Raw genomic sequence first — 11,268 nt, forward strand, 5'->3', positions numbered from 1 at the left:
GAACCTTTGGGCCCGCCTCAAAGAATGGCGTGCCGTCGCCACCCGCTACGAGAAGACCGCCCGATCCTTCATCGGCATCCTCTGCCTCGCAGCAGCCGCCGACTGGCTCAAGCTCTAACAGGCCCTAGTCGTCCCCTTCGCCCCCGGAGGGCCGACCGACTTCCTGGGCCGCATCCTCGCGGAGCGCCTGCGGGAGGCCCTGGGGCAGACCGTCGTGGTGGAGAACCGCGCGGGCGCCGCCGGAAGCATCGGCATGGCAAACGTCGCGAACGCCGATCCGGACGGCTACAGCATCGTGCTGGGAACGCTCGGGACGCACGCCATCACCCCCGTGCTCATCCCCAAGTCGGGCGTCGACCTCGCCAAGGATCTTGTGCCCTGCGGGATGGTCGGCGCGCTGCCCAACGTGCTGGTTGTGAACAAGTCCTCGGACTTCAAGTCGCTGGCCGACCTTGTGGAGCGTGCGCGCAAGCGGCCAGACGAGGTCAGCTGCGGGACCTTCGGCCCGGGATCCTCCCCGCATGTCGTGACCGAGATGTTCCAGAAGAGCGCTGGCTTCAAAGCGCTGCAGGTTCCCTTCACCGGCAGCGGCACGGCCATCACGGCGCTGATCTCCGGCCAGCTGGACTTCCTTTTCGACAGCATCACCACCTCGGTCGGGCACATCAAGGGGGACGCGGTGAGGGCCTTCGCGGTCTCCTCGGCCAAGCGTTCCGCCGTGCTCGCCGACGTGCCGACGATGAAGGAGCTCGGGTTCCCGGACGTGGATTACTCCCTCTGGCTCTGCGTCTACGCGCCGCTTCGCACGCCGCCGGAGATCCTGGCCAAGCTGCAGGAGGGCATACAGCGGATCAGCGCCGACAAGGGTTACGTGGCGCAGCTGGAGGAGCGCGGCGCGGAACGGTTCGCGGTGCCCTCCGGCGAACTCCAGAGCTTCGTGTCGGCGGAGACGCAGCGCTGGCGCGGGTTCCTCCAGCAGGCGGACATCAAACCGGCACAGTAGACGGCCCGCGCCGCTTGAGGCTCCCCCGGCGACCCGGACCAGACGGCAGGGCCGACGGTTGGCGGTCGGGGGCTTCGAGACGCTGGGACGCGACGGGGTTCCTGCTTCCACGGGAGGCCCGCCGCGTCGTAAGGTTCCCGTTCCGGTCGCGGGGCTCGGCCATGGACGACCATAAGGCTTACCTGCTGAAGGAGTTCAAGGCGCTCAAGGCAGAGATCGCGGTTCTGCTTCGCGGGCGCATGGACCAACCTGCAATGGGCCGCTGCGGGTTCCGGCGCGCTTTTCACCTGGATAGCGAGCGCCTTCACCGCCTGCCCTGAACACAGGGGATCGGTTTCCCTCGACCCATATGCGTTCGCCAGTCTCGCCTACATGCCCGCGCTCCTGTCCGCCGTCCTGGGACTCCAGGCGCTGGCGTCCTACCTCCGGATCCGAGGCATGGGCAGATACCTGAGGAAAATCGAGTTCCTCATCGTGGGCACGGAGTCCGCTGCTGCACAGGCAGCCGCGCCGGAGGGCTGGGAGAAGCACCAGTCCCGCGAGTTTCCCTGGGGCTTCGTCACGCACCTCGCCTCATGGGCCGCCCTCCTCGAGGTCGACCTGTGGCTCGGGGACTTGGTGAGCGGCATTCTCGCCGCCGAGAATGCTTGCAGCTGATGCGGTAAGGGAGGCGGATCGCATCGACTAGATGCCATGCCTGCGCGGGCAGCGCGTCCATCGCAGCCAAAAGGAGGGGGGCCGGAACCGGGCAGAAGCCGACGGACTGCGGCAAGGCAGGCACCAAGCAGCACCTCATTACGGAACGGCGCGGCATCCCACTCGCCTTTCTGCTGAGTGGTACCAATACTCATGACAGCAGGCCCTTCGAGGAGCTGCTCGACGCCCGCGCTCGCCTGTTCCCTCATCTCCCTTAACGCGCTTCAGGAACCGTTTCAAAAGACGCATTTAGTTCCTTCGGTCACGTCACGTCAGCCTGCCAGCGCTCTGCGCTCCGGAACCGGCGGCGGCGATGGGTACAGGATCAAACCCTGCCGCTCGTCCACCGCCACGCGGGCCTCTGGGTACACTGCTAAGGCCAGCTTCAGCGAAGGCAGGACATCGCGTCGGAAGTAGCGCAGTTCTTTGTAGCTCTCCCCGAACTGCCGGCGCAGAGCATGCCAGTTCACCTCCACCGGCTCGCTGAGGGCGTGGAGCCGATAGGCCAGCCAGATGTAGAGGTCGATGGCCATGGACCTGCTGGAGATCTGGCGGACAGCCTCTTCCCGCAACGGAAGCGGGTGCTCGATCAGGGATTGGTAGAACCCCTCATCAAGACGCACCCTCTCCTGCCAGAGCGGCAGTTGAGCGGGAGTAGAGTCCAAAGGCAGGATGGCATCTCTGATGAAAGCGCCGTTGGTGACCATCTCGGCAATATTGGTCCGCCGGAAGAAGGTCAGCCGGCAGCGAGAAATGCGGCGGCTCTGCTCCCGGACGATCTGGTACGTCTTACCACCGACCGTGATACCCATAGCCCCTAGCCAGGCATTCATGGACGCGCCCAGCTCCACTTCCCGGCAGCGGGTTTTTACGGCTTGGGTCTGCAAGTAGAGCAGGATCATCCGGGCAATAGAGCCGTAGGGGATGCCGATAGGCTTGCGGTTGGCGTCCAAGCCGCTCTCCACCAGCAGCTTCACCCGGCCTGCCTCTCGCTCCCAGACTGTATCCGGCGTCTGTTTGTGTGGCAGCGCCGCCATGGCAAAGCCAGCATGGGTAATGCCGATGCTGGCCTGCTCGTCGGCCATCACCTCGTAGGCGGCATCCACGCAGAGGCGATCAGCACGACTCTCAGCTGTCCGCCGCGCCGCCTCAATGCCATGCGTCAGGATGAGTTGGTGAACCTGCCCCATGGCATCCATTCGCGGCGGAATGGCGCCTGTGGTCAAGTTGGACTCCACTCCCGGAAGCTATTTGAGGGTTATTTGGATCTACTATTTGTATGCGTGAGGAGAGTCCAAGGGATAACCCGGCTTCCCGGGAGTAGAGTCCAATGCGAGTGCGTGAGTAGAGTCCAAACGCAGGCTGTGGGAAACCGCTAAACGGGAGTAGAGTCCAAGGTCCCGATTCGCGAGGAAGCCTTGAGCTTCCCCCTCCCCTTAATGCTACATTGCTACACATAAGGCTGTATAGCGATGCAGCAATCCAGCAGTGTAGAAAGGTGCCTAGCGGCCCTTACGGCGGCTAGGTGAGCGGTCCTCCATGTCCTCTAGAGCGATATGGATGCCCTTCTCGGCTAATGCGTGCATGACCAGAGCCTTCATGCTTTTTCCCTCCCGCGCGGCATGCTGGGCGATGGCCTCCGAGGTAGAAATCCGGCAGCGGATGTTCAGGCCCACGATGGGCTCTGGAGCAGCGAGGGGTAGGGCAGGCTTAGCCCTCACGGGTGGCGTGGTGGGATCAGCCTCACGAGCGGCAGCTAGCACCTCCTGAACTGCGGGCCGCGGCGCCTCGTCCGTCAGCTTCTTAAGTTTGATAGCCATCGACACCTCTACACCGCTCTACGCCTACAGCGCTTCATTGCTACACAACTACCTATTTGGGAAGCCACTCCAGTTCCGTCAGCTCGGCCATCAGGGCTCGCAGCTCGCGCGCTGCCGTTCCGTTGATCGGGAGCTTCCCTGAGTGGGTCATCACCTCATAGTCAGCCCGATGGCCCAGACTGCACTTCAGCGGCGAGAGGCCTGCATCACGGATCTCGTTGGCCGCATGATTCGCCACGGTGGTGGAGCGGACGCTGTTAAGGACCACTCGGGCCGGAATATCTCGGCGGGTGCTGCGTGCCAAGGACCGGACCTTATTCATGGTGGCTCGCGCTTCGTAGAGGTCGGCCTCGGAAGACTTGCAGGGGATGAGGACGTAGTCGGCTGAGGCAATGGCCACCGAGGAGGAGAGGTTGTCGAAGCCGGGGGTGTCTACAATTACCAAGCGCTTCTGTTCGCCGAGGTCGGCGATCAGATGAGCCAACTTGTCCTCATCCCGTTCAGCATAGGTTTCGAAGGGTGGCCCCTCATAGATGGCTTGCGACCAACGAGACGCGGCTTCTGTGGGGTCGGCGTCGACTAAAGCGAAATCTGCCTCCTTGCGGGCAAGGAAGGCTGAAATGCTCATGCTCAGGAGGGATTTACCTGTCCCGCCTTTAGAGCCTGCAACCACTAACACACCCATGCGTCACCCTGACAGCTACACTGCTACACAGCCCCACCAGTAGCGCTGTAGCTACCAGCTATCTTAACCACATAAAGCGGTAAAGCCCTGTAGAGGCCAGTTGTGTAGCTATATAGCTGTGTAGGCCTTGATCAAGTGCCTGCGACAGTCGGCTCAGGAACTGCCAGGACAGGCTGGAGGAGAAGGGTAGGAGACCACTGGGATAGTGCCGGGGCATGGGCGAGGCGCCGGAGCGAACAGGGCGCCGGGTGGTGGGGCGGTATTGCCTGCGGTGAGCTCACGGACGGGAGGTCCCGGAACGCACCGCGGGGCTGCACCCAGTTAGAAGCCGGGCGGCTGGACCATGCTGGTCCTGTGGGTTAAGCCTGGTGCCGCCGGCCGCATCCACATGACACCGCGCGCTAGCGACCGGCGTACGCGCACTCATGGCACAGCATCCTGCATCTCCAGTGCACTGAAATACCTGCCGCGGTCGCTTGCACAATCACCAAGCACCACATTTTGCCCTTGGCAAAAAGACAACCACGCCAATCGTACGGAGCAGGGCAGCCGAAATAATCCGTACTGAAAAATTGTGAAAACTTCAAAGCTCGAGCTGATTTTTTCGGGCACCACCATGTCAGCATCTCTGCAGAAGGTTCCAAAAATCCATCGATGGGCAAAAAAGTAGACGGCCCTGCTCCTGATCAGGCCAATGATACCGGCATACCGGCTGCAGGTGCCATGGACCAGGGTGCCCTTGAACCACTAGGGCGACCTGGGCTGCATCATTGGAAACAGGCAAACATTGTCGATCCGAGCATCGATAACCGGGGCGGCGTGTTCTTCGCTGCTGTCGAGATGACGCGGATGCCAATGATTTTAGCCGATCCGAGGCAGAGTGATTGCCCAATCGTCTTCGCCAACAATGCCTTCCTCGACCTGACCGGCTATGAGGAGGGAGAGGTGCTGAACCGCAACTGCCGCTTCCTCCAGGGCGCCGCAACCGATCCGATGGCGGTCACTCAACTGCGCGAGGCTATACGGGACCAACGTCCAATCGCCCTTGAGATCCTGAACTACAGGCGGGACGGCACACCCTTCTGGAACGCGATCTTCATGGGGCCGGTGTTCGACCAGTCTGGAGAGTTGATCTATTTTTTCGCCAGCCAACTTGACGTCTCCAAACGGCGGGAGAGCGAGCAGTCGCTGCGGCAGGCGCAGAAGATGGAAGCCATTGGTCAGCTTACTGCTGGGCTAGCCCATGACTTCAACAACATGCTGCAGATCGTCAACGGCAGCCTGGAGATAATGAAACATAAGCGCCATGACGAACGCGCCTTTGAACGATATCATTCCGCTGCTACGGCGGCTGCGGAACGCGGCTCCAAACTAACCCGCCAGTTGCTGGCCTTTGCTCGTCGCTCTCGGCTCGAGCCGAAAGGCGTCGACCTGAGCCAGCTGGTGAATTCCTTCGGCGAATTGCTGGAAAGTTCGGTGGGGCAACGAGCCGAGCTTTACCTTAGCCTGCAGCGGCGCCTTCCCGAGGTGAAGGTGGATCCGGTGCATCTTGAGATGGCGCTGCTCAACATTGTGGTGAATGCGCGTGACGCTTCGCCCAATGGCGGTGCAATCACCGTGAGAACCAAGGCCATCCACCTCAACGGCAACGCCGCGGCACATCACCTGGAGCCAGGTGATTACGTCATACTTTCGGTCAGTGACGAGGGCACGGGCATGCCGCCACACATCCAGGCGCGCGCCACCGAACCTTTCTTCACCACCAAGCCGCAAGGGCAGGGTACCGGCCTTGGCCTCGCCATGGCTCAGGGCTTTGTTCAGCAATCCGGTGGCCGGCTGGAGATCGAGAGCGAGCCTGGCCGTGGCACCACTGTCCGCATGATCTTTCCAAAGATGGTGCAGGAAACGGAGGATCAGCGGTTCGAGGCACAGCAGAGCGGCTATCAGACGCGCGCGCTGAGCAAATCCACGGCGCCCCCCTTGATCCTTGTAGTGGATGATAGTCGGGAGATCGCCCACATGGCTCAGGAGGCGCTGATTGACGTTGGCTACCGCGTGGTCGTCGCCTACAGCGCTGAGCAGGCGCTTGAGCGCTTCGATGAGGCCAAGGCGGCGAACGACCCATTCAGCCTCGTGTTCTCGGACGTGCTGATGCCAGGTGGAGCCAACGGGTTGGTTCTCGGAGAATGGGTGCGCGAACGCAGCCCTGATGTGCCAGTGGTGCTGACCACCGGCTATAATGACGAGATGTCGCTGAATGGCCCCCGAGACATTACGCTTGAGGTGCTGGGTAAGCCTTACAAGCGCAGTGAAATGATCGATCGTCTTCAGGCGGCGCTGCGCCGCGGCGCTCGTACCGGGCCCGATCGAGAGACCTCAGATTTTGGCCACGCTCGGGAATAGATGCGGCCGATAAAAATCTAGTTGGAACAACGGCGCCCTGTCGGGAAACCCCGACCTGGGCACCGTTGCCACCAATGTCCGCTCTCTGGTGTGCTGAGGAAGCACACCAGCTCAACCATGGCAGACAGCCGTGGTTGCAGCAAGGGATCCATTTTTCGAAGCCAGGCAGCTAGAGTTTTGCCCTCAGCGGCCAATTTTCAGAGGACCTGGAAGGGGAGAACGACAGTGGTCTCTTCCGGCTCCAGTACTCCTTATCGCCCGGCATGTTGCTGCCTGATCACCGATGCTGCGACATCGCCAGAAGAACTCGAGTGTCCCATCGCTTCCGCCAATTTTTCGGTACGCGGCCGATAAAAACGTTGCTCGCACTGTGGTCGAGTTATACAACCCATGCGGCATCACAGAATTGTGATACAGCTCTAGGTCGAAAGACTTTGGGACTGCCAGACAGGCATAGCAATGAGCACTGTGGCACTTCTCACCATGATCGGTTGTGGCCTCAGCTTCGGAGGTGTGGCGTACGTCCTATCGACGTGGCGCTGAACAGGCGGCCAGCCGCGGCAGAAGCCTCAGACAGCCCTGACGCTGAACAGCCAGTTGGCAGAGGCGACTGCTGACTAGGAGCTCGCGGCCGGGCCTTATACGAGGTCCGGTCGCGGCATCATTCCCTGCCGTCAAGCAAAAGCACGATAAGCCAGCATTATCGTTTTTGGAATGCCCCTTGTCCAACTCCATACAAAGGGTAGGAGAGGCAGCCGCCAGATTGCCAAAAAGCGAAGGGTATGATTTCTTCATCCTGAGTTGGAATTCGGCTACTCAGTAGCCATGCCTTCCGCCGAAGCTGTCACCATCTCCCTCACGCCCGAGCTGCGCCGTTACATCGACGAGCAGGTCGCCTCTGGCCGCTACCAGACCACCAGCGAGGTAGTGCGCGCCGGCCTGCGTCTGCTGACCCGGAAAGACCCGCCACGGCACCTGCAGCCCAAGGGCGTGTTCCGCGCTTCAGCGGCCCGGAAACGCTGACGTTATGACCCGGCAGAACGGCGAGCCGTCCTGGACAGAAAAGGAGCGACTGGCTGCCCTCCAGCGGACCGGCCTCCTCGATACACCGCCCGAGCAGGCCTACGACGATTTGGTGCGCCTCGCAGCCGAGCTGATCGACGTGCCCATGGCGGCCATCCATCTGATCGCGGAGGACCGGCAGTGGGGCAAGGCCGAGATCGGCCTCGGCACGCGTGACATACCGCGCGATATTGCTTTCTGCCCTCACGCCATGCTCGAGCCGGACGGGCTGGTGGTGCCAGATGCCACCCAGGATGTCCGCTTTGCCCACAATCCGCTGGTCACCGGAACACCGGGCATCCGCTTCTATGCCGGGATGCCGCTCTTCTCGGAGGGGCTGCCGGTCGGCGCCCTCTGCGTCATAGATACCGTCCCGCATGAGAGCGCCCTCAGCGAAAAGCAGCGCTTGGTCCTGAAGGCGCTCGCCGCCCAGGCCAGCAGCCAGATCAGCCTGCGCAGGACTCTGGCTGAGCGGGACGCGCTGGCTGCCGAGCGGGACCGCGCCGCCGCGCTCCACCGTCAGACGCTCAACAGCGCGGTCGATTTCGCCATCATCTCCACCGACTTGGCAGGTCGCATCACCGGCTGGAACACCGGAGCAACGCGCATCCTGGGCTGGACGGAGAGCGAGATGCTCGGCCAGCCTGCCGACCTGTTCTTCACCCCCGAGGACCAGGCCTTCTGCCAGCCCGACATCGAGATGCGCCAGACGGCACGGCAGGACCGGGCCCTCAACGAGCGTTGGCACCAGCGCAAGGACGGATCCCGCTTCTGGGCCTCGGGGCAGATGATGGCGCTGCGTGACGAGCAAGGCGGCCATATCGGTTACCTGAAGATCCTGCGCGATTGCACGGAGCAGCATTTGGCCGCCGAAGCACTGGAGGCCATCGACGAACGATTCCGATTGTCCCAGCGCGCCACTCGGGACGCCATCTGGGACTGGGATCTGCGGGCAAACCAAGTGTTGTGGAATGCGGCGCTGCAAGAGGCCTATGGCTGGACGCCGGAGCAGGTGCTGCCCACCGGCGACTGGTGGATCGACACCATCCATCCCGAGGATCGCGCCAGGATTGACCAGAGCATCCATGCGGTGATCGACGGCGCCGGGAGTGACTGGTCGGACGAGTACCGTTTCCGGCGTGCGGATGGCAGCTACGCTGTGGTGCTGGACCGCGGCCACGTAATTCGTGATTGCCAGGGACGGGCCGTGCGCATGATCGGCGCCATGCTCGACATGACCCAGATGCGCAACGCGGAAGCCGCCCTGCGCGCCAGCGAGGAGCGCTTCAGGACGATCTTGGCGACGGTGGAGGCGGCGTTCGCCATCGTCGAGGTCAAGTTCGACGCGGACGACAAGCCGGTGGACTACCGCTTCGTCGAGGCCAACGACGCCTTCGAACGGCAGGCGGGCGTGGATCTTCGCGGCAAGTGGGTCACGGAGTACGCGCCGAATCTGGAGCGGTTCTGGTTCGAGACCTACGGGCATGTCGCGAAAACCCGCGAGCCCTTGAGCTTCGAGAGCTACGCGGAAACCTTCAAGCGCTGGTTCGACGTGCGCGCCGTCCCGGTCGGCGATCCCGCTGACCGGCAGATCGCGATCATCTTCAGCGATGTCACCGAGCGGCGGGCCGCGGAAGAGCGCCTGCGCGCCAGCGAGGCGCTGGCGCGCGAGAACATCGAGCGTGTGCAGCTGGCGCACGCGGCCGGCGCGATCCTCGGCACCTGGCACTGGCACCTGCCCACCGACTGTTTCACGGTGGATGAGGGCTTCGCCCACGCCTTCGGCCTCGACTCCGCGCTCGGCCGCAAGGGCCTCCCGCTGGAACAGGTGGTGGCGAACGTCCATCCCGATGACAAGCCGGGGCTGGCCAATGCCATCAAGGAGGCGGTCGCCCGCGGCGGTGCCTATGCTCACCAGTACCGGGTGCGCCGTGCCGACGGGCAGTACTACTGGATCGAGGCCAATGGCCGTGTCGAACACGCGCCGGACGGTACGCCGCTGAACTTCCCGGGCGTGCTGCTTGATGTGGAGGAGCGGCGCGCCGTGGAGGCGGAGCGTGACCGGGTTACAGCGGAACTTCGCGCGCTCACCGACACCCTGGAGCAGCGCGTCGCCGAGCGCACGGCGGAGCTGCAGCACGCCGAGGAGCAGCTGCGCCAGGCACAGAAGATGGAGGCGGTGGGCCAGTTGACGGGCGGCCTGGCGCACGACTTCAACAACCTGCTGACCGGCATCGTGGGCTCCATTGAGCTGCTGAGCATGCGCGTAGAGCAGGGGCGCATCAAAGATTTGGATCGTTATGTCTTGGCTGCCATGGGCGCGGCCAAGCGCGCGTCGTCGCTGACGCACCGGCTATTGGCCTTCTCCCGCCGGCAGACCTTGGATCCGAAGCCCACCGACGTGAACCGGCTGGTGTTGGGCATGGAGGAGCTGATCCGGCGCACGATGGGGCCGTCTATCGCGCTGGAGGTTGTCGCGGCCGGCGGGCTCTGGGCAACGCTGGTTGATCCCAACCAGCTGGAGAACGCGTTGCTGAACCTCAGCATCAACGCGCGCGATGCAATGCCGGATGGCGGACGGCTGACGATCGAGACAACCAACATGTGGATTGACCCCCGCGTCGCCAAAGCGCGGGAGATGGAGCCCGGCCAGTACGTCACGATCAGTGTTACCGACACCGGCACCGGCATGCCGCCCGAGGTGGTCGCGCGCGCCTTTGATCCGTTCTTTACCACCAAGCCGCTGGGGGAGGGTACGGGCCTGGGGCTTTCCATGATATACGGCTTTGCCAGGCAGTCCGGCGGTCAGGCGCAGATCTACTCGGAGGTCGGCCTGGGCACGACGGTGCGCCTCTACCTGCCGCGGCATATTGGCGAGGCGGAAGCGGCAGAGGACCTGCCGAACCTCAGCCAGGCGCCTAGAGCGGAAATGGGACAGACCGTTCTGGTGGTCGATGACGAGCCGACGATCCGCCTGCTGGTCATGGAGGTGCTGGAGGATCTCGGCTACGCGGCCGTCGAGGCGGTAGATGGCGCCTCGGGCTTGGACATCCTACGCTCCGATGCCTGGATCGACCTGCTGGTTACCGACGTCGGCCTGCCGGGCGGCATGAACGGGCGCCAGCTGGCTGATGCGGCCCGCGTCATCCGACCCGAACTGAAGGTCCTGTTCATCACCGGCTATGCCGAGAACGCGGTGATCGGGAACGGGCAGCTGGAGCCAGGGATGCACGTCCTGACCAAGCCCTTCGCGCTGGAAGCCCTGGCCATCCGCATCAAGGACTTGATCCGGCGCGAGTAGCACCGGGGTGGATCTGGAGAGGCCGGGGCATAGCGTGAAGCCTTTTTCATCCTCTCCAGCTCCGCTCCCAAGTGGCAGCTCTCAGTTGCTACGGCGAGGCGTTCCACCTTGGTCAAGAGGTGCTGGATGTTGGCGGACCATGGCGCGAAGCGCGATGGCTTGCGCGCTGTTAGTGCCCGTTTGAGAATGGTCATGGGTGGGCGATGCGCCTGATGAGGAGCGCGCCCATGCCGACGTGGATCATGGCTTCGGAGACGTCGGAGCGGCGCTCGTAGTCACGGACCAGGCGACGCCAGCG

The 11,268-nt window shown here is 63.2% G+C and carries 9 protein-coding genes and 2 pseudogenes; 8 read left to right on the forward strand and 3 right to left on the reverse strand.

The features are described 5' to 3' along the window. From CR165_RS23330 to CR165_RS25870, 5 genes and pseudogenes are all read left to right on the forward strand, one after another. Positions 1–118, forward strand: a pseudogene (locus CR165_RS23330) (IS5-like element ISMex42 family transposase); the annotation flags it as partial. Between the two features lie 54 nt (positions 119–172). Then, on the forward strand, positions 173–1,003 hold the full coding sequence (locus CR165_RS23335) for a Bug family tripartite tricarboxylate transporter substrate binding protein (RefSeq protein ID WP_281262129.1): 831 nt from the start codon (positions 173–175) through the stop codon (positions 1,001–1,003). 161 nt (positions 1,004–1,164) lie between these two features. Further along, positions 1,165–1,323 carry a hypothetical protein gene (locus CR165_RS25275; RefSeq protein WP_181378343.1) on the forward strand — a complete coding sequence of 53 codons (159 nt, stop codon included), beginning with the start codon at positions 1,165–1,167 and terminating at the stop codon, positions 1,321–1,323. Positions 1,324–1,441: 118 nt separating this feature from the next. Further along, positions 1,442–1,660 carry a hypothetical protein gene (locus CR165_RS23340; protein WP_219929849.1) on the forward strand — a complete coding sequence of 73 codons (219 nt, stop codon included), beginning with the start codon at positions 1,442–1,444 and terminating at the stop codon, positions 1,658–1,660. Positions 1,661–1,719: 59 nt separating this feature from the next. Next, positions 1,720–1,917 carry a hypothetical protein gene (locus CR165_RS25870; RefSeq protein ID WP_408887549.1) on the forward strand — a complete coding sequence of 66 codons (198 nt, stop codon included), beginning with the start codon at positions 1,720–1,722 and terminating at the stop codon, positions 1,915–1,917. 54 nt (positions 1,918–1,971) lie between these two features. Here CR165_RS25870 and CR165_RS23350 read toward each other — a convergent pair whose 3' ends face one another. Beyond that, positions 1,972–2,925 (reverse strand): replication protein RepA, encoded by a 954-nt coding sequence (locus tag CR165_RS23350; protein WP_245906721.1) that lies wholly within the window; start codon positions 2,923–2,925, stop codon positions 1,972–1,974. A 646-nt stretch (positions 2,926–3,571) separates the two neighbouring features. Further along, a complete protein-coding gene (locus CR165_RS23355) occupies positions 3,572–4,204 on the reverse strand; it encodes a ParA family protein (protein ID WP_109519301.1) in 633 nt (210 codons plus the stop codon). A gap of 723 nt (positions 4,205–4,927) precedes the next feature. On the opposite strand from CR165_RS23355, the gene CR165_RS23360 reads away from it, so the two are divergent. The 3 genes from CR165_RS23360 (at position 4,928) to CR165_RS23370 (ending at position 10,970) form a co-directional block, all read left to right on the forward strand. Beyond that, positions 4,928–6,607, forward strand: a complete 1,680-nt coding sequence (locus CR165_RS23360) for an ATP-binding protein (RefSeq protein ID WP_109519302.1) — start codon at positions 4,928–4,930, stop codon at positions 6,605–6,607. An 801-nt stretch (positions 6,608–7,408) separates the two neighbouring features. Beyond that, positions 7,409–7,630, forward strand: a complete 222-nt coding sequence (locus CR165_RS23365) for a type II toxin-antitoxin system ParD family antitoxin (RefSeq protein WP_245906723.1) — start codon at positions 7,409–7,411, stop codon at positions 7,628–7,630. Positions 7,631–7,634: 4 nt separating this feature from the next. Then, positions 7,635–10,970: a PAS domain S-box protein gene (locus tag CR165_RS23370; RefSeq protein ID WP_109519304.1), complete on the forward strand. Its 3,336-nt coding sequence runs from the start codon at positions 7,635–7,637 to the stop codon at positions 10,968–10,970. A gap of 190 nt (positions 10,971–11,160) precedes the next feature. On the opposite strand, the pseudogene CR165_RS23375 reads toward CR165_RS23370, so the two are convergent. Next, positions 11,161–11,268: pseudogene (locus CR165_RS23375) on the reverse strand (IS5-like element ISRso1 family transposase); the annotation flags it as partial.

The sequence above is a fragment of the Teichococcus aestuarii genome, assembly GCF_003116135.1.
GTDB lineage: Bacteria > Pseudomonadota > Alphaproteobacteria > Acetobacterales > Acetobacteraceae > Pseudoroseomonas > Pseudoroseomonas aestuarii.

Coding starts and splice junctions, on each gene's coding strand:
- CR165_RS25275 (WP_181378343.1), top strand. CDS start 1,165: ATGGACGACCATAAGGCTTACCTGCTGAAGGAGTTCAAGGCGCTCAAG.
- CR165_RS23340 (WP_219929849.1), top strand. CDS start 1,442: ATGGGCAGATACCTGAGGAAAATCGAGTTCCTCATCGTGGGCACGGAG.
- CR165_RS23355 (WP_109519301.1), bottom strand. CDS start 4,204: ATGGGTGTGTTAGTGGTTGCAGGCTCTAAAGGCGGGACAGGTAAATCC.
- CR165_RS23360 (WP_109519302.1), top strand. CDS start 4,928: ATGGACCAGGGTGCCCTTGAACCACTAGGGCGACCTGGGCTGCATCAT.
- CR165_RS23370 (WP_109519304.1), top strand. CDS start 7,635: ATGACCCGGCAGAACGGCGAGCCGTCCTGGACAGAAAAGGAGCGACTG.